This is a genomic window from Bradyrhizobium sp. WBAH42, assembly GCF_024585265.1.
GTDB lineage: Bacteria > Pseudomonadota > Alphaproteobacteria > Rhizobiales > Xanthobacteraceae > Bradyrhizobium.
In genome coordinates this window covers 5,069,676-5,091,901 of the sequence record NZ_CP036533.1, presented here as the reverse complement: position 1 = coordinate 5,091,901, position 22,226 = coordinate 5,069,676, and the positions used below count along the sequence as shown (strand labels likewise).

Below are 22,226 nucleotides of genomic sequence, written 5' to 3'. Positions count from 1 at the left end.
GCCGACGCGGTCCCTGTCTTGCATGTCGAGCTGCCCGGCAAAAGCCAAGGCGCCACAACCAAAGTGCCCAGCAAAAGCGCGCCCTGCCGACGAAACGACCGCAAACTCCGTTTGACTCCCAAAATGTATAAATTATACATTCGTCAATCGCACGACAAATCTTCAGGGGGTTGGGGCCTCTTTCATGATCGAGCAGACCATGCCGGCCACGCGCGCACTCGGCCTCCGACGCATGATCGTCCGGATGTCGAGCGCCCTGCTCGCCTGCGAGCGGCTGGCGCTGATGGGCCTGATGTATCTGCTCACCGGCCTGATCCTGGTGAACGTCGTCACCCGCTACTCGCACTTCCCGATCTACTGGATCGACGAATCCGCCGTTTATTGCGTGGTCTGGCTGACCTTCATCGGGGCGTCCGCGATGACGCGGCTGCGGCTCGATTTTGCGGTGTCCATGCTGACGGAGCGGCTGTCGCCGCGGCGCCAGAAGATCGCAAAAGTGATCTCGACGGGCATGGTCGTCGTGTTCGGCGTTGCCCTGACCGTCACCTGCGTGCTCTGGATGGACCCGATCGGATTGGCGATCGTCGGCTTCGACGGGCGCAAGCTCGCGGCCGAGACCTTCAACTTCCTCTACACCGAGCGCACCCAGACGCTGAATTGGCCGACCTGGGTGCTGTATCTGACACTGCCGATCTTCGCGGTGTCGATGACCGTGCACGGCCTCGCCAACCTCCTGGAAGATCTCGGACTGGTCCCGCGCACGCCGCCGAAGGGCTTTCAGCTCTCCGAGCTCGACGGGGTCAATTGATGATCACCTCAGCGGCTTTCATGGCCTTCATGCTGGTCGGCGTGCCGATCGGCCTCTGCCTCTGCCTGGCCGGGCTCGTCTATATCGCGGCGTCCGGCAACCCGGTGCTGTTCCAGTCCTATCCGCTTCAGCTGTTCGGCGGCGTCGACAGCTACGGCCTGATCGCGATCCCGCTCTTCATTCTGATCGGCGAGATCATGAACGGCGGCGGCATCACGCGGCGCATCGTCGACATGGCGATGGCCTTCGTCGGCTCGCTCAAGGGCGGGCTCGCCTACGTCAACATCCTCGCCAACATGTTCATCTCCTCGATCCTGGGCTCGGCGACTGCGCAGGTCGCGATCATGGCCCAGATCATGGTCCCGGAGATGGAGAAGAAGGGCTACGACAAGACTTTTGCGGCCGGCCTCACCGCCTATGGCGGCATGCTCGGCCCGATCATCCCGCCCTCGGTGATGTTCGTGGTCTACAGCGTGCTGGCGCAGGTCTCGGTCAGCGACATGCTGATCGCCGGCATCGTGCCGGGCGTCATCCTCACCGTGATGTTCTGCCTCGTCATCGCGCTGATGGGCTACATCTACAACTATCCCCGCGCCGACTATCAGACGCCGCGCCAGCGCGTCATGACGATCCTGCGGACCTCGCCGACCCTGCTGATCCCGATCGTCATCGTCGGCAGCATTCTCGGCGGCCTCGCCAACGCCACGGAATCCGCCGCCGTCGGCGCCGTGGCCGCCGCGCTGGTCGGAAAGTTCTGGACCAGGGAGTTCGAGTTCTCGCAGCTGCCGCAGATGATGCTGCGCAGCGCCATCTATTCGGCGATCGTGCTGTTTCTGGTCGCGGCCGCCGCCGTGTTCTCCTGGGTCCTGATCTTCGGCAAGGTGCCGCAGGAGACCGCCGCCTGGATCCAGACCGCCGCCAAGGATCCCGTCAGCTTCATGCTGATCTGCAACGCCATCCTGCTGGTGATCGGCACGGTGATCGACGGCATTCCCGGCCTGATCATGACGGTGCCGATCCTGCTGCCGGTCGCAACCGAGATCTATCACATCGACCCCCGGCAGTTCGGCGTCGTCGTGGTGATCAACCTCGTGCTCGGCCTTTTGTCGCCGCCGGTCGGGCTCTGCTTCTTCGTCGCGGCCGCCGTCACCGGCGCCAAGCCCGGCAGGATGTTCATGGTGACGCTGCCCTTCTTCGTCATCTCCTGCGTCCTCCTGGTGCTGCTCTCGCTCTATCCCTCGCTCTCGCTGATCCTCGTCAAATAGGCCCATCCGAAAGGAGCCCGACCATGCCGCTTTCACGCCGCCACTTTCTCGCCGCCAGTGCCGCCGCCTCGGTGTTCGCGCCGTCGCTGGCGCTCGCCCAGGCCAAGGAATTCCGCCTCGGCCTGATCACGCCGAACGGCCATTCCTGGAACAAGGCCGCGCTCAAATTCGGCGACGAGCTCAAGGCTGCCACCAACGGCCGCCTGACCTTGACCGTGTTTCACTCCGGCCAGCTCGGCAACGAGACCGCGATGATGCAGCAATTGCAATCCGGCGCGCTCGACATGGGCTTCATCCAGGCCGCCGAGCTCGGCTCGCGCGTGCCGCACATCGCCGCGATCAACGCGCCCTACATCGTGCGCTCGACGCCGGCGGTGGCGAAGTTCGTGCGGCATCCGGCGGCGGTGAAGCTGTTCGAGGTGCTGCCGCAGGAGACCGGCACGATCGGGCTCGGCTGGGGCATCACCGGCATGCGCGCGGTGTTCTCCTCCAAGGACCTGAACTCGCTGGCCGACATCAAGGGCATGAAGCTGCGCATCAACCCGACGCCGGTCTATCGCGATTTCTATTCATCGCTCGGCGCAGCGCCGACGCCGATTCCGACGCCGCAGGTGTTCGATGCCATGGCCAACGGCCAGGTCGACGGCCTCGAAGCCGATCTCGAATTCTCCTGGAACCAGCGCTTCGACAAGGTGTCGAAGGTGATCCTGCAAATGAACGCCGTCTTCATGCCGATGGCCGCGGTGGTCTCCGGCCGGGTCTGGCAGTCGCTGCCCGCCGCCGACCGCGAGCTGATCACCAAGACGATCAAGTCGACGCTGGACGCGCAGATCGACGAGCTCGCCGGCAACGAGCCCACGCTGATCGAGAACTTCAAGAAAGCGCCGATCCCGATCCGCCAGGTCGATGCCAAGGACACCGAGGCCGTGATCGCCGAGTTCGACAAGATCTGGCTGCCCAAGGCCCCCGTCCTCGCCGAGCTGCGCAAGGTCGGCGCGACGCTCTGATCCGGTTCCCATCCCTTTCACAAAAGCCGGCGGCTCCAGCCCCCCGCCGGCATATTTACCTGGAGTCAAAACAATGAGCCGCCGCGTTGCCTGGGAAGGCGTCTTCCCGGCCGTCACCACTCAATTCCACGACGATCTCTCGCTCGACATCGACGCGACCGCCAAGGTGATGGACGGATTGATCCGCGACGGCGTCTCCGGCCTGATCGTCTGCGGCTCGGTCGGCGAGAACACCTCGCTGGAGCGCAAGGAGAAGGTCGCGATCATGGAGACCGCGAAGGCGGTCGCGAAGGGCCGCGTGCCCGTGCTGTGCGGCATCGCCGAGTTCACCACCGCCTTTGCGGTGGAGACGGCGAGGGAAGCCGCACGCATCGGCATCGACGGCGTCATGGTGATGCCGGCGCTGGTCTATTCCTCCAAGCCGCACGAGACCGCTGCGCATTTCCGCGCCGTCGCCTCTGCGACCGACCTGCCGGTGATGCTCTACAACAATCCGCCGATCTACAAGAACGACGTCACACCCGACATCCTGGCCTCGCTCGCCGACGTCGAGACCGTGGTCTGCTTCAAGGATTCCTCCGGCGACACGCGACGATTCATCGACACCAGGAACATGGTCGGTGACCGCTTCGTGCTGTTCGCAGGTCTCGACGACGTCATCGTCGAGAGCGTCGCCATGGGTGCCGTCGGCTGGGTCTCCGGCATGTCCAACGCCTTCCCGCGCGAAGGCGAAACGCTGTTCCGCCTCGCCAAGGCCGGACGCTTGGCCGAAGCGATGCCGCTCTACGAATGGTTCATGCCGCTATTGCATCTCGATGCCCGCCCGGACCTCGTCCAGTGCATCAAGCTGTGCGAGCACATCATGGGCCGCGGCACCGCCCTGACCCGCCCGCCCCGCCTCGCACTGCTGCCGCACGAGAAGGCCGAGGTCGAGGCCATGATGGCCAAGGCGCTCAAGAACCGGCCGCGTCTGCCGGATGTCGGGCTGAAGGCGGCCTAACGGCAGGTCTCGTAGGGTGGGCAAAGCGAAGCGTGCCCACCTTCCGCCAACGATTGTGAAAGATGGTGGGCACGGCGCTTCGCGCCTTTGCCCACCCTACGAAGGCTCTCTCACTTGTCATCGCGAGGAGCGAAGCGACGAAGCAATCCAGACCGCCTCAACGGAAAGACTCTGGATTGCTTCGCTTCGCTCGCAATGACGGAGAACTAGGAGACCACCCGCTTCTTCTTCGCGTTCAGCGCGGAGGCCACGCGGCTCACGGGCGGCTTGCCCAGCACGACGCTCATCGCGTTCGTCGCCACGAGCAGCTTGTCCATATCGACGCCGGTCCTGATACCCATGCCCTCGAGCATGTAGACGACATCCTCGGTCGCGACATTGCCGGTCGCGCCCGGCGCATAGGGACAGCCGCCGAGCCCACCGGCGGCGGCGTCGATGACGCGAACGCCCTCCTCCAGGCCGGCATAGAGATTGGCGAGCGCCTGACCATAGGTGTCGTGGAAATGCATCGCGAGTTTTGCTGGCGGGATGTTGGCGCTGACCGCGCGTAACATGTCCTTCGCCCTATCAGGCGTGCCGACGCCGATGGTGTCGCCGAGCGAGATCTCATAGCATCCGAGCTCCCACAGCGTGCTCGCAAGATCGGCCACCGCCTTCGGCTTGATCTCGCCATCGAACGGACAGCCGAGCACGCAGGAGATATAGCCGCGCACCTTGACGCCATCGTCCCTGGCGCGCGCCAGCACCGGCTTGAAGCGCTCGATGGACTCCGCAACCGTGCAGTTGATGTTCGCCCGCGAAAATCCTTCGGAGGCCGCCGCGAACACGGAGACCACTTTGGCGCCCGCAGCGCGCGCGGCGTCATAGCCCTTCTCGTTCGGTACCAGCACGTGGAATTCGGCGTCCTTCACATGCGCGACGCCGCGCAGCACGGCGTCCGAGCTTGCCATCTGCGGGATGGCCTTGGGCGAGACGAAGGCGCCGACCTCGACCGTATGTAGCCCGGCCGCGACCAGCGCCTCGACGAACGCGATGCGCGCTTCGACGCTGACAGGCGTCTTCTCGTTCTGGAGGCCGTCGCGCGGCCCCATTTCAATGATGCGGACCTGGTCGCTCATGTCACTCTCCTGCAGGCTCGACCACGGCGAGCTCGACGCCCTCCTGCACGATGTCCCCGACCTTGCACTTGATGGATTTCAGCACACCGGCATAGGGCGCGCGCAGCGTCTGCTCCATCTTCATCACTTCGAGCGTGAGGATCGGCGCACCCTTCTCCAGCTTGGCACCCTCCTCGGCCAGCACGGCGACGACGGTTCCCGGCAGCGGCGCTGCGATCTTGTCCTCGCCGACATGCTCCTCGCTCTCGCCGCCGAATGGATCGACCCAGTGCAGGTCGAAGCGGCCGTTGCGGGTGCGCAGGTACAGTTCATGGCCGTCGATCACAGCCGCAACCGATGATTTGACGCCGTCAAGCGTGAGATCGAATCCGCCGTCCTTGGCCGCGATCGTGAACGCCAGCTCGCGCTCGCCGATCACCAGCGTCGCCGGCCCGCTGCCGTAGTTCAGCGTGATCTTCTGCTCCGGACCATGGCCGACGCGGAAGGCAAAGCTGCGCTGGCGGCGGCCGACCGGCTGCCAGCCAAAGGTCTGCCAGGGCGAATTCGCTTCCGCCTGCGCCGTCTGCCGCTCCTCGTTGACGATTGCACCGACTGCGGCGCAGAGCTCGAGCTCTCCAGGCGCCGGCGCCGCCGACGTCAGTACCGCCAGCTCGCGCTCGATGAAGCCGGTGTCGATCGCGTTCGCGCGCACCTTCGGGTGGGTGATCAGCGCGGACAGGAACGGGATGTTGGTGACGATGCCGCGGACATCGGACTCCTCCAGGCCGCGGTTCAGGCGGTCGATCGCAACGTCCCGCGTGGGCGCCCATGCAATCGATTTTGCCAGCATCGCATCGTAGTAGGGCGAGACGCTATCGCCCTCGCGATAGCCGGCATCGATGCGCAGGCCGCCGGTTTCCGCCGGCATGCGCCAGGTCGAGATTCTGCCGACCGACGGCATGAAGTTCTTGGTCGGGTTCTCGGCGTAGACGCGCGCCTCGATGGCATGGCCGTTGAGCTTGATCTCGTCCTGCTTCAGAGGCAGCGCCTCGCCGAAGGCGACGCGCAGCTGCCATTCGACGAGGTCGATCCCGGTGATCAGCTCCGTTACGGGATGCTCGACCTGCAGGCGCGTGTTCATCTCGATGAAGAACACGTCCTTGCCGTCGGAGACGAACTCGATGGTGCCGGCACCGACATAGTTCACGGCGCCCGCTGCCTTTCGCGCGGCAGCACAAACTGTCTCGCGCTGCGCGGCATTGAGCGTTGGCGATGGTGCTTCCTCGATCACCTTCTGGTGCCGGCGCTGCAGCGTGCATTCGCGCTCGAACAACGAGAGCAGATTGCCATGGCTGTCGCCGATGATCTGGACCTCGATATGCCTGGGATTGTCGACGTATTTCTCGATCAACATGCGGTCATCGCCGAATGCGGCCTTGGCCTCGCGCTTGGCGCTGACGATCGCGGATGCAAGCTCATCAGCCGAGCGCACGATGCGCATTCCGCGGCCGCCGCCGCCGGCGGAGGCCTTCACCAGCACGGGAAAGCCGATCTTGTCGGCCGCCTTCCCAAGCGTCGCGTCGTCCTGCGCATCGCCGTGATAGCCGGGCACCAGCGGCACGCCGGCCTGCTCCATCAGCTCTTTCGAGCCGGATTTTGAGCCCATCGCCGTCATCATCCCGGCGGTCGGGCCGACGAACACCAACCCGGCGTCCAAGCAGGCTCGTGCAAACTCGGCATTTTCCGACAGGAAGCCATAGCCGGGATGCACGGCCTCGGCGCCGGTCTTGCGCGCGGCCTCGATCAGCCGCTCGACATTGAGATAGCTGTCGCGGGCCCGGGCGGGCCCGAGCAACACGGCCTCGTCCGCGAGCGCGACGTGCATCGCATCGCGATCGGCTTCGGAATAGACCGCGACCGTGCGCAGGCCCATGGCCCGCGCGGTGCGGATGACGCGGCAGGCGATCTCGCCGCGGTTGGCGATCAGGAGCGTGCGAAAACGCCGGTAGAGCTTTGAGCGGTCCATCGCATCACATCCTGAACAGGCCGAATTTGGTCGGCTCGATCGGCGCATTCGACGCCGCCGAGAGGCCGAGGCCGAGCACGAGGCGCGTGTCGGCGGGGTCGATCACGCCGTCGTCCCACAGCCGTGCGGTTGCGTAATATGGGTGGCCCTGGCTCTCATATTGCGCGCGAATGGGCTCGCGGAATTTATCTTCCTCCTCCTTCGACCAGCTGTCGCCCTTGGCCTCGATATTGTCGCGGCGGACCTGGCTCAGCACCATCGAAGCCTGCTCGCCGCCCATCACCGAGATGCGCGCGTTCGGCCACATCCAAAGGAAGCGCGGCGAATAGGCGCGGCCGCACATGCCGTAATTGCCGGCGCCATAGGAGCCGCCGATCACGACCGTAAATTTCGGCACCGACGCCGTCGCGACCGCCGTCACCAGCTTGGCGCCGTCGCGGGCGATGCCGCCCGCCTCGTATTTCTTGCCGACCATGAAGCCGGTGATGTTCTGTAAGAAAACAAGGGGAATGCCGCGCTGGCAGCACAGCTCGATGAAATGCGCGCCCTTCAGCGAGCTCTCGCTGAACAAAATGCCGTTGTTGGCGATGATGCCGACCGGATAGCCCCAGATATGGGCGAAGCCGCACACCAGCGTCGTGCCATAGAGCTTCTTGAACTCGTCGAACTCCGAACCGTCGACGACACGCGCGATGATGTCGCGCACGTCGAACGGCTTGCGGCCGTCAACGGGCACCACGCCGTAAATTTCCTCTGCCGCGAACAGCGGATCGCGTGGCTCATGCATGTTGAGGTTCGGCCGCGCGGAAGGCTTGAGCGTGCCGACGATACGCCGGGCGATGCCGATCGCATGCGCATCGTTCTGGGCGTAGTGATCGGTCACGCCGGATTGCCGCGAATGCACATCGGCGCCGCCAAGTTCTTCCGCGCTGACGACCTCGCCGGTCGCGGCCTTCACCAGCGGCGGGCCGCCGAGGAAGATGGTGCCTTGGTTGCGCACGATGATGCTCTCGTCCGACATTGCCGGCACATAGGCGCCGCCGGCGGTGCAGGAGCCCATCACGATCGCGATCTGCGGAATGCCCTGCGACGACATCTGCGCCTGATTGTAGAAGATCCGGCCGAAATGCCGCTCGTCCGGAAAGATCTCGTCCTGCAGCGGCAGGAAGGCGCCGCCGGAATCCACCATGTAGACGCAGGGCAGATTGTTCTGCCGCGCGATGTCCTGCGCGCGCAGATGCTTCTTCACCGTCATCGGGTAGTAGGTGCCGCCTTTGATGGTGGCGTCGTTGGCGACGATCACGCATTCACGCCCCGAGATGCGGCCGACCCCGGTGACGACACTGGCCGAATGCACGTCGCCGCCATAGAGGCCATAGGCCGCGAGCGGCGACAGCTCCAGGAACGAGGTGCCGGGATCGACCAACAGGTCGACGCGCTCACGCGCCAGCATCTTGCCGCGCGCGGTATGGCGCTGGCGCGAGGCCTCGCCGCCGCCGCCGGCGACTTGGGCAAGCTTTTCGCGCAAGTCGGCGACGAGGCCGCGCATGGCCTCGGAATTGCGCGCGAAATCTGATGAAGACGGATCGATGCTGGAATGAAGCGGCATGGTGATTCCAATGGAGTGAAGGACTTAAGCCGTCTCGGCCATCAGCTCGCGGCCGATCAGCATGCGCCGAACTTCGGAGGTGCCGGCGCCGATCTCGTAGAGTTTTGCGTCGCGCCACAGGCGCCCGACCGGGAATTCGGAGGTATAGCCGACCCCGCCCAGAGCCTGGATCGCCTCGCCAGCCATCCACGTTGCCTTCTCTGCCGAATAGAGGATCGCAGCAGCAGCGTCCTTGCGTAAGCTGCGCGCATGGTCGGCGCGGTCGCAGGCGCGTCCCACCGCATAGACATAGGCGCGCGTGGCCTGCCAGGTCGCGTACATGTCGGCGAGCTTGCCCTGCATCAGCTGGAAATCGCCGATCGGCTGACCGAACTGCTTGCGCTCGTGCATGTAGGGCACCACCGCGTCCATGCAGGCCGCCATGATGCCGAGCGGGCCGCCCGAGAGCACCGCGCGCTCATAGTCGAGGCCGGACATCAGCACCTTGACGCCCTCGCCCACCTTGCCCATCACATTCTCCTCCGGCACCTCGCAATCGTCGAAGAACAGCGGATAGGTGTTGGAGCCGCGCATGCCGAGCTTGTCGAGATGCTGGCCGTGGGTGAAGCCCTTGAAGCCTTTCTCGATGAGGAAGGCGGTCATGCCGCGCGCGCCCGCCTCCGGATCGGTCTTGGCATAGACCACCAGCACGTCGGCATCGCCGCCATTGGTGATCCACATCTTGGAGCCGTTGAGCACGTAGCGGTCGCCGCGCTTGTCGGCGCGCAGCTTCATCGAGACGACGTCGGAGCCGGCGCCCGGCTCGGACATCGCGAGCGCACCGACATATTCGCCTGAGATCAGCTTCGGCAGATAGCGCTGCCGCTGCGCGTCATTGCCGTTGCGGCGGATCTGGTTGACGCAGAGGTTGGAATGGGCGCCGTAGGACAGCCCCACGGCCGCCGAGCCGCGCGAGATTTCCTCCATGGCGACGATATGGGCGAGATAGCCCATGTTGGAGCCGCCATATTGCTCCGGCGCGGTCATGCCGAGCAGGCCGAGGTCGCCAAGGCGCCTCCACAGGTCTGCCGGGAACAGGTTGGCCTTCTCGATCTCGGCCGCGCGCGGCGTGATCTCCGCCTCCACGAAGGCGCGGAGCGTGTCGCGCAGCAGGCCGATATCTTCGCCCAGATCGAAATCGATGCTCGGGATGTTCAAGGCGATTCCTCCGTAATTTGGGTCCGAACCTAGCGAGGTCCGGGACCTTCTCCGGTCGAAAAGGTTGCATTTTCCGCCAAACTTGGCGAGGATTTTCCGGAGGGAATTCCGATGCCTTTTCAAGCCGCAACCGCGATCCCGCGTCGCGCCGTCACCCCTGCCGCCTTCGTCCGCGGCGTGGTCGCAGCCTACGAGCGTTACGGCCGCGATCCCGCGGAGGCGTTGAGCCGGGGTCAGGTTGCGCCGGACTTGGTCAATTCTCCGGATGGGCGGGTCACCGCCGCCCAGTTCGAGGCCCTCGCCGGCCACGCCATGCGCGAGCTCGATGACGAGGCGCTCGGCTGGTTCTCGCGCCGGCTGCCGTGGGGCTCCTACGGCATGCTGTGCCGCGCCTCGATCTCCGCGCCGACGCTGGAGGTCGCGCTCAAGCGCTGGTGCCGGCATCACCGCCTGCTCACCGAGGACGTGCTGCTCGATCTCGAAATCGGCGAGGAGACTGCGGTCGTAGCGATCCGGGAGCAGCGTGACCTCGGGGCTTTGCGCGAATTCTGCCTGGTCACCCTGCTCCGCTACGTGCTCGGCTTCTCCTGCTGGGCGGTGGATTCCAGGATCGCGCTCCGCGCAGCCGAATTTCCCCACCCGGAGCCGGGCCACGTCTCGGTCTATCCGACCATCTTTTGCCGAAACGTCCGCTTCGACGCGGCCCATGCCCGCATCGTCTTCGATAAGCACTATCTGTCGCTGCCGCTGACGCGCAGCGCGGCCGATCTCGACAACATGCTCAAGGGCGCGCTCCGGCTCACCGTGCTGCCCTACCGACGCGACCGCCTGCTGGTCGAGCGCGTCCGCCGCGTGCTGCGCAATGCGCGCGGACGCGTCCTCGGGGCCGAGGACGTCGCCAGCGAGCTTGCGCTCTCCACCCGCACGATGCATCGCCGCCTGCGCGAGGAGTCCACCTCGCTGCGCGATCTCAAGGAGGAGGCGAAATTCGAGCTCGCCAAACAGGAGCTGATGCGCGGCCGCACGCCGATCAAGCGCATCGCGGAGATCGCCGGATTCCGCAACGAGAAGAGCTTCTCGCGCGCTTTCCGCACCTGGACCGGTGCCAGCCCGCGCGAGTTTCGTGGGCGGTATCGCTGAGACGCGCCTCTGAACTTCAGATTTGATGGTGGTATATTAGAAGCCCTACCCAGCCGCCTCCGCCACCGCGACCTCCTGCAAAGGCAGCGGCACGTCCTTGGCAACCCCGAGCACGGGGAAGCTGCGGACGTTCTTGACGTTTGGCATCGCGGCGAAATGCAGGAGCTGTTGGCGCATGCTCTCGACACTCGGCGCCACGCATTTGAGGAGATAGTCAGTATCGCCGGAAATCCGCCAGCATTGCTGGATGCGCGGGATCGCGGCGATCGAGCTCTCGAACGCCTCCAGCACCGGCTGGGCCTGGCTGCCGAGCTGGATCGAGACGAACGACACCACCTCGTAGCCGAGCAGCCGCTCGTCGATCACGGCGCGCACTGCCCGGATCACGCCGCGGCTGAACAGCGACTTCAGCCGCCGCAGGCAGTTCGGCGCGGACACACCGACCCGCAGTGCCAGCTCGTTGTTGCGAACCCGCCCGTCCTGCTGCAGCTCGGATAGGATTTTCAGATCGACGCCGTCGAGCTGGTCACGCCCCGCCATACCCCGCCCCGCCATGGTCGTGTCATGGCGGCCAGCGAAGCACGGCGGGAAATGGCTGCCAAGGGTTCTTGGGCAAGGGTTCTTGGGCAAGGGTTCTTGGGCTCGGGCGACCAGCCGCTCCCTTCGTCATGGCCGGGCTCGTCCCTGCCATCCACGTTCTTCATCTACAAAAACGTGGATGCCCGGGCCTTCGCCTCGCCGAAGCAGCTTCGGCCGCGCAGGCGGGACAAGCCCGGGCATGACGGCACTTTGGATGCTTCGGATGAGAATGGCCCCTCAATGCGTCCAGGGCTCGCCGCGGCGGAACGAGAAATTGTCGGCATAGGCAACCGGCCGGCGGATCGACTCCTTGGGCTCGATCACCTGATAGGCGATGCCCTTGCGCTCGCAATAGGCGATCGCCTCTTCCTTGCTGTGGAAGCGCAGCGTAATTTGCTGCTTCATGTCGGCCGACGAAGTCCAGCCCATCAGCGGCTCGACCGACCGCGGCTGCTCCGGCTCGTAGTCGAGCTGCCATTCCTTGGTCTTGGACCGGCCGGATTGCATCGCGTTCTTGGCAGGCTTGAAAATGCGTGCGGTCATGACTGGTCCGGGCCTCTTCGTCTTTTCGTTCGATTTCGATGCGTCACGGTGGCAGTTGGTGGAAATCTCGGGGATAGTATAGAGAAACCGGTTGGGAACTGATCGTGATTCCGGCCCCGGCACCCTCGCCAACGGTATAGTCACTATGCTGCACCGTGACAATTGCGTACCCGCTTTCCGCGCCGGGATCCCGCCCGACGCCGTCTCGTCGATACCAGCAGATCCGTCCTCTTCGAGAGCTTCTGTCGCATGGCCTTCCTGAACATCAACGCCACGCTGCCCGAAAAGGGCCGTGACCTCAGGCTCGACCTGTTTCGCGGTGTCGCGAACTGGGCGATCTTTCTCGACCACATCCCCGACAACGTCGTGAACTGGATCACGACCCGTAACTACGGCTTTTCCGACGCGGCCGACCTGTTCGTGTTCATCTCCGGCTACACCGCCTCCTTCGTCTATGCACGGATGATGCTGGACCGCGGCTTCATCGTCGGCGCGACGCGGCTGACCAAGCGGGTCTGGCAGCTCTATGTCGCCCACATCATCCTGTTCGTGATCTACATTGCCTCGATCAGCTATCTCGCGCTGCGCTTCGGCGATTCCGAGATGATCAACGAGTTCAATGTCGCCGGCCTCGTCGACAACGCCACCGAGACGCTGCGCCAGGGCCTGTTCCTGCGCTTCAAGCCGCTCAACCTAGACGTGCTGCCGCTCTACATCGTGCTGATGGGCCTGTTCCCGCCGGTGCTGTGGTTCATGCTGCGCAAGCCCGATTTGACGATGATCCTGTCGATCGTGCTGTGGCTCGCCGCGCGCCATTTCGGCTGGAATCTCACCGCCTATCCGGCCGGCCAGTGGTACTTCAATCCGTATTGCTGGCAGGTGCTGTTCGTGTTCGGCGCCTGGTGCTCCATGGGCGGCGCGCGCCGCTCGATCGCGCTGATCAATTCGCCTGTTACGCTGTGGGTCTGCCTCGGTTATCTCCTGTTCGCGCTGGTCATGACCATGGCCGGCCGTTTCCCCACCTTCGGCGGCATGTTCCCGGAATGGCTGTTCTCGGCCTTCAACCCCAATGACAAGACCAACCTCGCGCCGTACCGCTTCCTCCATTTCGTGGTGATCGTGATCCTGGTGATCCGCTTCGTGCCGAAGGAGTGGCCGGGGCTGGAGTGGAAGGTGTTCGACCCCTTGATCGTCTGCGGCCAGCAGTCGCTCGCCGTGTTCTGCGTCGGCGTGTTCCTGTCCTTCGTCGGTCATTTCGAGCTGTCGATGAGCTCGGGCTCGCTGCTCGCGCAGATCTTCGTCAGTGTCGCCGGCATCGCGATCATGACGACCGTGGCCTATTACATCTCGTGGTCGAAGAAGCAGGACAAGCCGCTGAAGCCGCCGCCGGCTAAGCCGGCTGCCGAAGCGAAGGCGGCCTGAGAGAGGCGGCTAAGCCGCCTCTTCGCCGTCGAACTCGGTGAACTTCTTGTAGATCCAGTCGCGGCCGTCGTGGCGACGCCAGACCTTGCCGAGCACGAACTGCCCGTTGATGGAGCGGCGAGGTACGATCACCGTCCAGAGGTGCCAGATCTCGGTCCAGTTCGATTGCGGACCGACGGTCCTGATGTTGGGATCAAGAGACATGGGCAGAACTCGCTGGCGCAGAACTCAAAAGATGCGCGCGCCGCGACGAACCGTCATCTGTGGTCGCACAGAGTGAAAGCAGCCCATCGCGAGCCGGGACCGACGTGATAACAGCCACGCAGACGACCGCAACAGCCGCTCGCCTTTAACCTTGCCGATCAACCTTACTTCTTGGGATGGGGCGGCGCGATCGGTTGAAAGTCGGCGCCGGTTTTTCTAGAATGTCCGTGATTTGAGGGCGAGCGCGCCGTTTCGGCGCACAGTGATTTCTACACTGAACTTTGCAGACGATCGGACGTTTGGAAGCAAGTAGATTGCGGGGGGACGACAATGATGAAATTGCAATGGGCACGTCTGCGCCTCGCGCTCCGCGTGGCGCGGCCCGCGTCAATCGTGAGCACGGCCTCGCAAGAGCCACCGCAAGCCGCCAACGACAACCATATGGCCTGGTCGTACGTCCCATTTCCGCCCGGCTGGTGCGCGTCGAACTGACGAGCGCGGCCCGAAAAGCGCAACGCCGCACAAGCGGAATATTCATCGCTTGGCGGCGTCCGTTTAGACATTGGGCGCTGAAATCCCCAACACGGATTTGTCGATGGCGACGGGCGAAGGTTCGATGAGGCTTTGCTGATTTCCGCGCGAAGCGGAGGCCGGACGCGTGGATGTGGCCATTGCCGGTTGGATGCTGACCTCTAGGCCAGCGCCGCCCGGGACTGGTCGGGGCAGCTGGATTCGAACCAACGACCTGCAGTACCCAAAACTGCCGCGCTACCAGGCTGCGCTATACCCCGAATGTCCGGCGAGCCCCGTCGATACACGCTTCCCGGAGCGCCAGCAAGCTTCCAAAAGCCGCCGGCCGGGGCGGCAATAGCCCTGCCCGCCCTATTTGCCGCCGAACAGGGGGTGACCGACGCGGTCACCGGGACGGATGCCGTACTTCTGCGCCGTTCCCGCCACCACCTCCAGCACGGCCCGGGCGGGCCCCCGGGAGGAGATGATCTTCGTCGACAACGGCTCGGTATTCTCGGCGATGCGCAAAATGCGGCCATCGGCGCGGATGAAGATCATGTCGAGCGAAACATAAGTGTTCTTCATCCACATCGAGATTTCCTGCTCGGGATTGAAGTCGAACAGCATGCCTTTGCCGTCGGCCAATTCCTTGCGGTACATCAGGCCGGTCTCCTTCTCCTCCGCGGTCGTTGCCATCTCGACCGAGAACACCTGCACGCCATTCTTGGTGACGATCTCGAGCGGCTGGAAGCTGGCGGCGCCGACCGGCGCGCCGGCGACGGCCCAGAAGGCGATGACGAGGATGGCGGCCAGCCAGCCCTTCACGGACCAGACGGCCTTTCGATCAGAATTCATGGGGGCTCTCGCGGCGTGGGACTTAAAGTCAGTCCTTACGCGGCGACCGCCCGAAAAGGAAGAGGCGCGCCGGACTCGCAGCGCGCCTCTGCTCACGATTGCGGGAATTCTTAGTGCGACTGCAATCCCGGCGATCCGGTCTCGGGATGGATCTCGGCCGCCATCATGCCCTTGGAGCCGGGCCCGAAGCGGACCAGCACGTACTGGCCCGGCCTGAGCTCGGTCATGCCGAAGCGGCGCAGCGTCTCCATATGCACGAAGATGTCAGGGGTGCCCTCGCCGCAGGTCAGGAAGCCGAAGCCGCGCAGCCGGTTGAACCATTTGACTTGGGCCCGCTCCAGCCCGCTGGTCGGGGTGACCGTGACATGGGTGCGCGGCGGCAGCATCTGCGCCGGATGGATCGCTGTCGATTCGTCCATCGAGACGACGCGGAAAGCCTGGTAGCCCTTGGCGCGCTGGATGCACTCGACGACGATGCGGGCGCCTTCATAAGCCGTCTGGAAGCCGTCGCGCCTAAGCACGGTAACGTGCAGCAGGACGTCGGGCCAGCCATTGTCGGGAACGATGAAGCCGTAACCTTTGGAGGCGTCGAACCATTTGATGACGCCGGTGACCTCGACGAGGTTGGCGCTGGCTTCGCCCAATCCGGTGAAGGGACTGAGTGCGGTGTCGCGGCCGGCGCTGCCATGCTCGCTCGGCGTCAAGCGCCCCGGCGAGGTGCCCTGTCCGGGAACTCCAAGCTTCTTGGACTCAAATCCGTCCGACGACCCCATAACCCCGGACCCCACACTGCCATGCAACCCGCCACATTGGCGGCGCTCGAATCACGCGTCTTAAGAGAATGTTCTCAATTCGACGCGACGCGAATCTTTCGACTCAAAAGATAACACTCCCGGTTGCGACGCATAGACAAAAAAGAGATTCGCCGGAACCTATGAACAGCTTGCACAGCCGCGAATCAAATTGACGCCTCAATTTGCGACAAAGGGCCCGAGAGTCTCGCCGATGTCGTGCTGGATGACGAGGTCGGCGATGTCGTCCTGCTCGGTCGGCTCGCGATTGATGATCACGAGACGCGCACCGGCGCGCTTGGCCATCATCGGAAAACCGGCGGCCGGCCAGACCACCAGTGAGGAACCGACCGCGATGAAGAGATCGCAAGCCTGCGACAGCGCTGTCGCGCGCTGCATCTCGTCCTCCGGCATCATCTGGCCGAAGGAAATCGTGGCGGTTTTCACCGGCTCGTCGCAGGCGGTGCAGTTGGGCGCCGCGCCATCGTCGTCGAAACGGCGCTTCACCCAGTCGAGCGGATAGGCCTGCCCACAACCGATGCAGCGCGCATAAGTGGTATTTCCGTGAAGTTCAACCACGTGCTCCGGCGCGAAGCCCGAGGCCTGGTGCAGGTTGTCGATGTTCTGGGTGATGACGGCGGGAACCTTGCCGGCGCGGTAGAGCGATGCCAGCGCCCGATGGCCGCGGCCGGGCTTCGCTGCGGCAAAGACCGCCTCCATCGCAAAGCGCCGGCGCCAGGATTCGTCCCGCGCCTCCTGGCTCGCGACGAACTCGTCGAACGGGATCGGACGGTTGCGCGTCCAAATTCCGCCCGGCGAGCGGAAGTCGGGAATGCCGCATTCGGTCGAGATGCCGGCACCGGTGAACGGCACGATGGTCCTGGCCTCGGCGATCATGTCGCCGAGCCGCTCGATACCGCTCTGAAGATCCGATGCGATCAATCGCGCCTCCCGACTCCGTTGGGCCTGACAGCAACATGCGCAAGCGGCAAGATCGTTGACGCTCTTATCAAGCGCCAACGCAACGCGCTCGGCAATTTCTTCCGACCTTCGCATATCACAATCCTGCAATGCCTCCTCCCCATTGACGCCCCATTCGGAAGTGCCAATGGATGTGTTGACGCGACTCAACGTGATTGCGGCGGCAGTGCTTGAGTTCAGATGTGCACATACGCAAGGTGTAGAGGGGAGATTTGACATGACCGAGGACGAACAGCGCAAAGAGCGCGAACGCGAAGAGATCGCCGCCCGTGTCGCCGCCTTCCGTGCCACTCAGGAAAAGTTCAAGCGCGAGCGCGAGGAATACTTCGTGTCGACGCTGGAGAATGCCCGCAAGGTCGAGCGGCCCTCGCTCTGGCCGTAATCGGTCGCGCCGGCAGGGCGCGACGACATGCGAATGAAAAAAGCCCGGAGCAGCGCTCCGGGCTTTTCGCTATTGGCGATCACTCAATTGCCGGACTTACCAATGGCGCCAGTGGTGGTGGCGTCGGTAGTACGGCCCGCCGTAATAGGCATACGGACCCGGTCCGTAATAATAGCTCGGGCCGTCATAATAGCCGTAGCGGGGGCCGTAATAGCCATAGGGATGGGAGGCTGCGACCGCGCCCGCGGTGATGGCGCCGGCGGCAAGGCCGAACGCCAAGCCCGGCCCGATGCCGCGGTGACCTGCCTCGGCGGGCGCAGGGGCCGCGACCGCGGTCACGCCAACGGCTGCGACGGTGGCCAGAACTGCCAGTGTCTTCTTCATGCTCTCCTCCTTCGCTGCAGGGGGTAACCGCAAGCGCCTGCGATGGTTGCGCGGAACGCAGGGAACCGATCGCGGTCAAAAAATGTCGACGCAGCGGGAACGAAATCGCCTGTGGCGGATTGACGTTCCAAGTGCGGGCGCCTCCGCCATCCGGGTTGAGGCGACAGCACGAAGACCCCGTCAGCATCTCCGCGATGCTGGCGGGGTTTTCAGTTTCACGGGAGCAGATGGCAGCAGACCATGACGGTTGCCAGCAGGGACGACGATCGAGGAGGAAAGCTTGCCGTTATCCGCTTTGCTGGCCCGCATCCGCAAATTGGTTCCCAGATCCGGCGATGAGCACTATGACGAGATCGTCCGCAGCTTCGGTGTCGGCACGCTGCGCCCGCCGCCGACGCCGATGAGCGACCGCGAGCTGGCGCAGGCGATCTCCGAGTTCCTGAAGGAGCAGCCGTCGAGCGAATCCGTCGCCACCCTCGGCCGAAGGCTCGACCCCTCCTCTCCGCTTTGAATTTCTCTACGGGAGCACGGAACCGGGATTACGCGCGGACGTTGAATCTTTCCTCCCGCTGAGCGGAGGGAAAGAAGGCCGATATGCCCGTCTGGCTCGAAGTCTTGCTCAACCTGTCCGGCTATGCCGGCTTTGTGGCGCTCGCCTCGCGCGGTGCCGCATGCCCGCAGGCACGGGCCGACGACCGCCGCTGCGGCGACGAACGTTAATTGGCGCGCAGTGCCTGACCTGCCGTGCGGACCAGCCGGTCGGCCTTGACCGCAACGCGCGTGTCCTCGGCCTGCGGCCGCAGCGAGAAGCTGATCACGACGAAGGCAAGACAGAACAGCGCGCCGACGACGGCAACGCGCCGGTAGGTGTGCCGGTCGCCTTGAAAAAAGGACGGCTCTGAAAAAGGCATCATGGCAAATTGCTTCTTGGCAAAGTCGTTTCTTTGGGAACGTCGTTCTTGCTTGTCTTTGCCGAACACCTAGCCCAAGGCGCAGCAAGCGCAACGCGATTGGGCTTTTAACCTAACCGAATAGGGTTATCGGCATCCGCGCAAGCTCTCGTTAGCCAGACCGCAGCTGGCAGCTCCGCAGTGATGAGCTGCAACAACAACGACCTGCTTTGTTCCAGCTTCGACTCCATTTCGTTCGCGAAGAACGAATCGGAGTCGCAAGAATCAGCGCAGAGCGATTCCTAACGATCGATGAAACCGCGCACGCTCACACGTTCGACGCGGCAGGACTCTTCGGCGGCAAGACCCTGCAACAAGACCCTCCTGCAAAAAGACCCTTCTCCGACAAAACTCCGCGACAAGAGTTCGCCGGCAAGAGTTCGCCGGCAAGAGTTCGTCGGCAAGCAACGCGGCGACAGATCAAGCGCGCTCCCCTCAGAGCGGGATCGCGCTTGCGCGTCGCCGCGCGGCGTCGATGCAGGTCAGGCCGCCCGCTTCGTCTTCTCCTTCGAGAAGCATTCGAGGATCTGGATGCGGAGCTCTTCCGCGGCAGGGCCCTCGAGCTTCCTGAGCTCGTTCCAGAGCCTGATCACTTCGCGCTGTTTTTCGACGGTCATGAGCAACCTCCAACGGTCCACCTGGGCGGCTCACACTAGAACAAAATGAGAACAAAAAGTCCAGCCCCCACCGGCGAAATTTCCTCGGGGCGACGTTGAACCTTTGCGGCGCAGCAAGCACTCATTGAAGCTGGGGATTTCAGCGCCCAGTTACACGGCAGCGCCGCCTGACGAACATATTCCGTCACGGCGGCGCTGTTGCTTTTTGCAATTTCAACTTTAGGTTAGGAGCCATGGCTGTCGGCCAGGCGCTGAAATCCCAACGCCGTCAGCCAGAAGAGCCTCGCGCGAAAGCGCGGGGCTTTTTCTTGTGAAGCGGGTGAGGATGGTGACGGAACGGGCTTGCCGTTCCCGATGGCGCGAGCACCGCGCGCTACGGCTTGTCGTGATGGTCTGGTGATGTTCGGCATCGCCATGGCCGAGCACCACCTGGTCTTCAGCGGTTGATCGCTGCGGCGTCGCGCCAATGAGCGCGCCGCAACGACATCGCCGGCACGTCAGACGGCGTCCTTGGCCACCTTCAGCGGCGAGGCTTTGACCGACTTGCTGGCGGGCTTCGCCGCGAACTGCATCGGCTCCTTGGTGAAGGGGTTGACGCCCATGCGGGCTTCGGTCGCCGGCTTGTTCACGACCGACATCTTCACGAAGCCGGGAATGACGAACTCGCCGGACTCGTTGAGCTCCTTGTAGCCGACGGTCGCCATGTACTCGATCACGGACTTCACGTCGTTCTTCGAAAGCTGCGTGCCCTCGGCAATTGCATCGATCAATTGGGTCTTCGTCATCTTTGCCATGGTCTGAATTCCTTCGAATGGGTGCGCGGAGCAATCTGCTGCTGGGGACGCGGCCGGACCCGCGAATGCGCGCTGCTGATTCATGCCAGAAGTCATGAAGTGATCGGGCTTAGACCCTATCGAGGCCGAAAACGCAAGCATGGGCTCTGCGGGGTTCCGGACTTCCTGTGCAAGATGTTGTAAGACCTGCAATTTTCTTGAACCTGTGAGAGCACCGCGCCTGCTATAAGGTCGCAAGTTTTCCGATGGGGTGCTGATGAAGGTCGCTATCGTCATTGCAGGTTTGATCGTGTTCGCTGTCGCAGCCCTCGTCGCGATCCAGCCAGGCTTCTTGAAGCCTGCGTCGCTTGCCCTCGTGAAAAAGTCCGACATCTTCGGCTTCTCGCCGGGGATGACATTCGACGAGGCGAGCAAGCTCGTCAGTCAACGCCACTATCTCTGCCGGCAGAGCCGAGGTCCGTACACCCTCGAATGCGAGATCAACGGCGCCAAGGTCACAGCCCACGGCGTTGAAGCCGACGCCAGGCATCCGATCTGGCGCGTCGATGCGACGCTGAACAATCCCGGATCGCAGGACACCGCCGTCAAATCGATCTCCGAGCAGTTCAACGCACCGGCCATCAAGGACCGCGAAGGCTGGTCTTGGATCGTCGGCCGCGGGCTCAAGCTGAGCTATGACGGCGCCACCTTGAACCTGGTGGACGAGGCCGCGGAGGCCAGGCTTCGCAACAACGAAGCCAAGCGCTAAAGCGAAGTCACCTCGGCGTGAAACTTGTGGCTCGGCGCCCATTGTTGACGCTTCAGTAACCTAACGCGACCAAGCTTCGATCAGGTTGGTTGCGTTGGAGTATCCTGACAGTGCTGGACTTTAACGAGCTGCGTGAACTCGCAGCTGATGTTCGTATTTTTGTCGACGTCGCCGAAGACAAGGCTGAAGCGCTCAGAGCGGTCATCGCGGCCTACGACGTGGTGCTGGCGATCTTCCCCGTCGATGACGGCATGGGCCTCCACGTCATCAAGGGCAAGGAGATCCTGGACCAGATCGCGACGTCGCGGACACACGCGATGTACAGCCACACGGCGATCGCGGTTCCGGATCTCGCACATGCCGAAGCGCTCAAGTTCCTGACGACGCCGGTCGAACACCGGATTGCGGCCTAGCCCGGCCGCAAGGGCGTGCAAGTGCGCACCGGCTTTCAGCGATGGAGGCACAGCAGTTTTGTCCGACGCGCGGGCTCAAGCGGTTCGCCGCTTCCGTCGCAGGCCGATGCGCGTGCCCGGGAGATTGATGCCAAGCTCGATCGCGCGCGACCTGATCGATGCAATGGGCCGCTTCAGCTTCACGATCATCAGCGTGAGGCTCTTGCCGCTTTCACACATGGATCGAAGCAGCCGGTCGTCGTCTTCCGACCAGCGTTCGTGATTGTAGGTGCGGGCAGTCATGGACGTTTGCCTCTGAGGCCAATGAGGCGGGACCTTAAGCGGGAGAATGTCAAAGGACCCAGCTTCGCCTGTTCTGAGCGCGGCGGCTGGGTGTCAGTTGAAGGGCGGCTTGTTACGCTGCCGCCTGACGCAGAGATAGTTTTTGGGCGTCGATTTTCAACCGACTTACGGATTTGTAATTGCCCGGCGCGAGTGCATCCGCGTCCTCATTTGAACTTTCTTGCCGCTTGCGCGTCTTACAGTTGAACCGTCCCTAAGCTTCACCTCGACAGAGAACCCCGCTTCCCAAGGGCGGGGTTTTCGCTTTTGGCGCTGCATCAGCTCGCCCGGGATTTCAAGCGCTCTTTGCCGTTGACCCGGCAGCCCTCCAGACGCATTTTTTGCGACGGGGGCAGGGTTTTGAGGAGCCGTGATGCCGAAAACCCTTGTGGAATTCAGAGCGCAGAACCTTCGTTTGCTCGAGCGGCTTTGTCCCGAGGACCCGCGATATATCGCGGCCTGGCTGAAGCAGTTCGATGAGCAGAATGGGATCACGCCAAAAGCTCGTCGGAGGTCCGGCAAGAGCACTGCTTCGCCGCAAAGCAAGACTGCCTCGCCCAGGCGCACCAGGTCGACTCTCTCC

The 22,226-nt window shown here is 63.7% G+C and carries 26 protein-coding genes and 1 tRNA gene; 11 read left to right on the top strand and 16 right to left on the bottom strand.

From position 1 onward, the window contains the following. The first annotated feature begins 184 nt into the window (after positions 1-184). From DCG74_RS23830 to DCG74_RS23815, 4 genes are all read left to right on the top strand, one after another. A complete protein-coding gene (locus DCG74_RS23830) occupies positions 185-808 on the top strand; it encodes a TRAP transporter small permease (protein ID WP_373569494.1) in 624 nt (207 codons plus the stop codon). Next, on the top strand, positions 808-2,073 hold the full coding sequence (locus DCG74_RS23825) for a TRAP transporter large permease (protein ID WP_172789733.1): 1,266 nt from the start codon (positions 808-810) through the stop codon (positions 2,071-2,073). The genes DCG74_RS23830 and DCG74_RS23825 overlap by 1 nt, the downstream gene beginning before the upstream one ends. 23 nt (positions 2,074-2,096) lie before the next feature. After that, the gene (locus tag DCG74_RS23820) at positions 2,097-3,080 is read left to right on the top strand and encodes a TRAP transporter substrate-binding protein (protein WP_172789732.1); all 984 of its coding nucleotides are present in this window, start codon (positions 2,097-2,099) and stop codon (positions 3,078-3,080) included. A 73-nt stretch (positions 3,081-3,153) separates the two neighbouring features. After that, positions 3,154-4,080 carry a dihydrodipicolinate synthase family protein gene (locus DCG74_RS23815; RefSeq protein WP_175421761.1) on the top strand — a complete coding sequence of 309 codons (927 nt, stop codon included), beginning with the start codon at positions 3,154-3,156 and terminating at the stop codon, positions 4,078-4,080. A 206-nt stretch (positions 4,081-4,286) separates the two neighbouring features. Here DCG74_RS23815 and DCG74_RS23810 read toward each other — a convergent pair whose 3' ends face one another. From DCG74_RS23810 to DCG74_RS23795, 4 genes are read right to left on the bottom strand one after another with little or no spacing between them, the layout of a single operon-like run. Continuing rightward, positions 4,287-5,198: a hydroxymethylglutaryl-CoA lyase gene (locus DCG74_RS23810; protein WP_172789572.1), complete on the bottom strand. Its 912-nt coding sequence runs from the start codon at positions 5,196-5,198 to the stop codon at positions 4,287-4,289. A gap of 1 nt (position 5,199) precedes the next feature. After that, positions 5,200-7,203, bottom strand: a complete 2,004-nt coding sequence (locus DCG74_RS23805) for an acetyl/propionyl/methylcrotonyl-CoA carboxylase subunit alpha (RefSeq protein ID WP_172789571.1) — start codon at positions 7,201-7,203, stop codon at positions 5,200-5,202. 4 nt (positions 7,204-7,207) lie between these two features. After that, positions 7,208-8,812: a carboxyl transferase domain-containing protein gene (locus DCG74_RS23800; RefSeq protein ID WP_172789570.1), complete on the bottom strand. Its 1,605-nt coding sequence runs from the start codon at positions 8,810-8,812 to the stop codon at positions 7,208-7,210. A 24-nt stretch (positions 8,813-8,836) separates the two neighbouring features. Continuing rightward, the gene (locus DCG74_RS23795) at positions 8,837-10,009 is read right to left on the bottom strand and encodes an isovaleryl-CoA dehydrogenase (RefSeq protein WP_172789569.1); all 1,173 of its coding nucleotides are present in this window, start codon (positions 10,007-10,009) and stop codon (positions 8,837-8,839) included. Positions 10,010-10,120: 111 nt separating this feature from the next. On the opposite strand from DCG74_RS23795, the gene DCG74_RS23790 reads away from it, so the two are divergent. Further along, the gene (locus tag DCG74_RS23790) at positions 10,121-11,149 is read left to right on the top strand and encodes an AraC family transcriptional regulator (RefSeq protein WP_172789568.1); all 1,029 of its coding nucleotides are present in this window, start codon (positions 10,121-10,123) and stop codon (positions 11,147-11,149) included. A 45-nt stretch (positions 11,150-11,194) separates the two neighbouring features. Here DCG74_RS23790 and DCG74_RS23785 read toward each other — a convergent pair whose 3' ends face one another. After that, on the bottom strand, positions 11,195-11,689 hold the full coding sequence (locus DCG74_RS23785; RefSeq protein WP_172789574.1) for an Lrp/AsnC family transcriptional regulator: 495 nt from the start codon (positions 11,687-11,689) through the stop codon (positions 11,195-11,197). A gap of 276 nt (positions 11,690-11,965) precedes the next feature. Further along, on the bottom strand, positions 11,966-12,271 hold the full coding sequence (locus DCG74_RS23780) for an ETC complex I subunit (RefSeq protein WP_172789567.1): 306 nt from the start codon (positions 12,269-12,271) through the stop codon (positions 11,966-11,968). A 249-nt stretch (positions 12,272-12,520) separates the two neighbouring features. On the opposite strand from DCG74_RS23780, the gene DCG74_RS23775 reads away from it, so the two are divergent. Continuing rightward, positions 12,521-13,693: an OpgC domain-containing protein gene (locus DCG74_RS23775; protein ID WP_172789566.1), complete on the top strand. Its 1,173-nt coding sequence runs from the start codon at positions 12,521-12,523 to the stop codon at positions 13,691-13,693. 9 nt (positions 13,694-13,702) lie between these two features. Here the strand turns inward: DCG74_RS23775 and DCG74_RS23770 are convergent, their stop codons facing one another. From DCG74_RS23770 to DCG74_RS23750, 5 genes are all read right to left on the bottom strand, one after another. Next, complete coding sequence (locus DCG74_RS23770; RefSeq protein ID WP_172789565.1) at positions 13,703-13,897, bottom strand: hypothetical protein; 195 nt, start codon at positions 13,895-13,897, stop codon at positions 13,703-13,705. A gap of 714 nt (positions 13,898-14,611) precedes the next feature. Then, positions 14,612-14,688, bottom strand: a tRNA-Pro gene (locus DCG74_RS23765). 91 nt (positions 14,689-14,779) lie between these two features. Then, positions 14,780-15,262, bottom strand: coding sequence for a DUF192 domain-containing protein (locus tag DCG74_RS23760; RefSeq protein WP_172789564.1), 483 nt, complete (start codon positions 15,260-15,262; stop codon positions 14,780-14,782). A 110-nt stretch (positions 15,263-15,372) separates the two neighbouring features. Further along, positions 15,373-16,035, bottom strand: coding sequence for a cold-shock protein (locus DCG74_RS23755; protein ID WP_172789563.1), 663 nt, complete (start codon positions 16,033-16,035; stop codon positions 15,373-15,375). Positions 16,036-16,233: 198 nt separating this feature from the next. After that, the gene (locus DCG74_RS23750; protein ID WP_172789562.1) at positions 16,234-16,995 is read right to left on the bottom strand and encodes an NAD-dependent protein deacetylase; all 762 of its coding nucleotides are present in this window, start codon (positions 16,993-16,995) and stop codon (positions 16,234-16,236) included. 256 nt (positions 16,996-17,251) lie between these two features. On the opposite strand from DCG74_RS23750, the gene DCG74_RS23745 reads away from it, so the two are divergent. Beyond that, positions 17,252-17,416, top strand: a complete 165-nt coding sequence (locus tag DCG74_RS23745) for a hypothetical protein (RefSeq protein ID WP_008558907.1) — start codon at positions 17,252-17,254, stop codon at positions 17,414-17,416. A 96-nt stretch (positions 17,417-17,512) separates the two neighbouring features. Here DCG74_RS23745 and DCG74_RS23740 read toward each other — a convergent pair whose 3' ends face one another. Continuing rightward, positions 17,513-17,800 carry a hypothetical protein gene (locus tag DCG74_RS23740; protein ID WP_172789561.1) on the bottom strand — a complete coding sequence of 96 codons (288 nt, stop codon included), beginning with the start codon at positions 17,798-17,800 and terminating at the stop codon, positions 17,513-17,515. Between the two features lie 280 nt (positions 17,801-18,080). On the opposite strand from DCG74_RS23740, the gene DCG74_RS23735 reads away from it, so the two are divergent. Beyond that, positions 18,081-18,311, top strand: a complete 231-nt coding sequence (locus tag DCG74_RS23735) for a hypothetical protein (RefSeq protein ID WP_172789560.1) — start codon at positions 18,081-18,083, stop codon at positions 18,309-18,311. An 83-nt stretch (positions 18,312-18,394) separates the two neighbouring features. Further along, a complete protein-coding gene (locus DCG74_RS23730; protein WP_257187420.1) occupies positions 18,395-18,520 on the top strand; it encodes a hypothetical protein in 126 nt (41 codons plus the stop codon). Here the strand turns inward: DCG74_RS23730 and DCG74_RS23725 are convergent. The 3 genes from DCG74_RS23725 to DCG74_RS23715 form a co-directional block, all read right to left on the bottom strand. Continuing rightward, positions 18,517-18,714: a hypothetical protein gene (locus tag DCG74_RS23725; RefSeq protein ID WP_172789559.1), complete on the bottom strand. Its 198-nt coding sequence runs from the start codon at positions 18,712-18,714 to the stop codon at positions 18,517-18,519. The genes DCG74_RS23730 and DCG74_RS23725 overlap by 4 nt on opposite strands. A gap of 518 nt (positions 18,715-19,232) precedes the next feature. Further along, positions 19,233-19,367, bottom strand: a complete 135-nt coding sequence (locus DCG74_RS23720) for a hypothetical protein (protein WP_257187419.1) — start codon at positions 19,365-19,367, stop codon at positions 19,233-19,235. A 497-nt stretch (positions 19,368-19,864) separates the two neighbouring features. Beyond that, positions 19,865-20,161 (bottom strand): HU family DNA-binding protein, encoded by a 297-nt coding sequence (locus DCG74_RS23715; RefSeq protein ID WP_018323108.1) that lies wholly within the window; start codon positions 20,159-20,161, stop codon positions 19,865-19,867. Between the two features lie 256 nt (positions 20,162-20,417). Between DCG74_RS23715 and DCG74_RS23710 the strand changes: the two genes are divergently transcribed. Next, positions 20,418-20,909 (top strand): hypothetical protein, encoded by a 492-nt coding sequence (locus DCG74_RS23710; protein ID WP_172789558.1) that lies wholly within the window; start codon positions 20,418-20,420, stop codon positions 20,907-20,909. A gap of 110 nt (positions 20,910-21,019) precedes the next feature. After that, positions 21,020-21,322, top strand: a complete 303-nt coding sequence (locus DCG74_RS23705) for a hypothetical protein (protein WP_172789557.1) — start codon at positions 21,020-21,022, stop codon at positions 21,320-21,322. 75 nt (positions 21,323-21,397) lie between these two features. Here the strand turns inward: DCG74_RS23705 and DCG74_RS23700 are convergent, their stop codons facing one another. Further along, positions 21,398-21,604, bottom strand: a complete 207-nt coding sequence (locus DCG74_RS23700; RefSeq protein WP_172789556.1) for a hypothetical protein — start codon at positions 21,602-21,604, stop codon at positions 21,398-21,400. Positions 21,605-22,226 lie beyond the last annotated feature (622 nt).

Bases quoted from the DNA above. Each gene is read 5' to 3' on its own strand.
- DCG74_RS23830 (WP_373569494.1), top strand. From the start codon at position 185: ATGATCGAGCAGACCATGCCGGCCACGCGCGCACTCGGCCTCCGACGC.
- DCG74_RS23825 (WP_172789733.1), top strand. From the start codon at position 808: ATGATCACCTCAGCGGCTTTCATGGCCTTCATGCTGGTCGGCGTGCCG.
- DCG74_RS23820 (WP_172789732.1), top strand. From the start codon at position 2,097: ATGCCGCTTTCACGCCGCCACTTTCTCGCCGCCAGTGCCGCCGCCTCG.
- DCG74_RS23815 (WP_175421761.1), top strand. From the start codon at position 3,154: ATGAGCCGCCGCGTTGCCTGGGAAGGCGTCTTCCCGGCCGTCACCACT.
- DCG74_RS23810 (WP_172789572.1), bottom strand. From the start codon at position 5,198: ATGAGCGACCAGGTCCGCATCATTGAAATGGGGCCGCGCGACGGCCTC.
- DCG74_RS23805 (WP_172789571.1), bottom strand. From the start codon at position 7,203: ATGGACCGCTCAAAGCTCTACCGGCGTTTTCGCACGCTCCTGATCGCC.
- DCG74_RS23800 (WP_172789570.1), bottom strand. From the start codon at position 8,812: ATGCCGCTTCATTCCAGCATCGATCCGTCTTCATCAGATTTCGCGCGC.
- DCG74_RS23790 (WP_172789568.1), top strand. From the start codon at position 10,121: ATGCCTTTTCAAGCCGCAACCGCGATCCCGCGTCGCGCCGTCACCCCT.
- DCG74_RS23785 (WP_172789574.1), bottom strand. From the start codon at position 11,689: ATGGCGGGGCGTGACCAGCTCGACGGCGTCGATCTGAAAATCCTATCC.
- DCG74_RS23780 (WP_172789567.1), bottom strand. From the start codon at position 12,271: ATGACCGCACGCATTTTCAAGCCTGCCAAGAACGCGATGCAATCCGGC.
- DCG74_RS23775 (WP_172789566.1), top strand. From the start codon at position 12,521: ATGGCCTTCCTGAACATCAACGCCACGCTGCCCGAAAAGGGCCGTGAC.
- DCG74_RS23770 (WP_172789565.1), bottom strand. From the start codon at position 13,897: ATGTCTCTTGATCCCAACATCAGGACCGTCGGTCCGCAATCGAACTGG.
- DCG74_RS23760 (WP_172789564.1), bottom strand. From the start codon at position 15,262: ATGAATTCTGATCGAAAGGCCGTCTGGTCCGTGAAGGGCTGGCTGGCC.
- DCG74_RS23755 (WP_172789563.1), bottom strand. From the start codon at position 16,035: ATGGGGTCGTCGGACGGATTTGAGTCCAAGAAGCTTGGAGTTCCCGGA.
- DCG74_RS23745 (WP_008558907.1), top strand. From the start codon at position 17,252: ATGACCGAGGACGAACAGCGCAAAGAGCGCGAACGCGAAGAGATCGCC.
- DCG74_RS23740 (WP_172789561.1), bottom strand. From the start codon at position 17,800: ATGAAGAAGACACTGGCAGTTCTGGCCACCGTCGCAGCCGTTGGCGTG.
- DCG74_RS23730 (WP_257187420.1), top strand. From the start codon at position 18,395: ATGCCCGTCTGGCTCGAAGTCTTGCTCAACCTGTCCGGCTATGCCGGC.
- DCG74_RS23725 (WP_172789559.1), bottom strand. From the start codon at position 18,714: ATGATGCCTTTTTCAGAGCCGTCCTTTTTTCAAGGCGACCGGCACACC.
- DCG74_RS23720 (WP_257187419.1), bottom strand. From the start codon at position 19,367: ATGACCGTCGAAAAACAGCGCGAAGTGATCAGGCTCTGGAACGAGCTC.
- DCG74_RS23715 (WP_018323108.1), bottom strand. From the start codon at position 20,161: ATGGCAAAGATGACGAAGACCCAATTGATCGATGCAATTGCCGAGGGC.
- DCG74_RS23710 (WP_172789558.1), top strand. From the start codon at position 20,418: ATGAAGGTCGCTATCGTCATTGCAGGTTTGATCGTGTTCGCTGTCGCA.
- DCG74_RS23700 (WP_172789556.1), bottom strand. From the start codon at position 21,604: ATGACTGCCCGCACCTACAATCACGAACGCTGGTCGGAAGACGACGAC.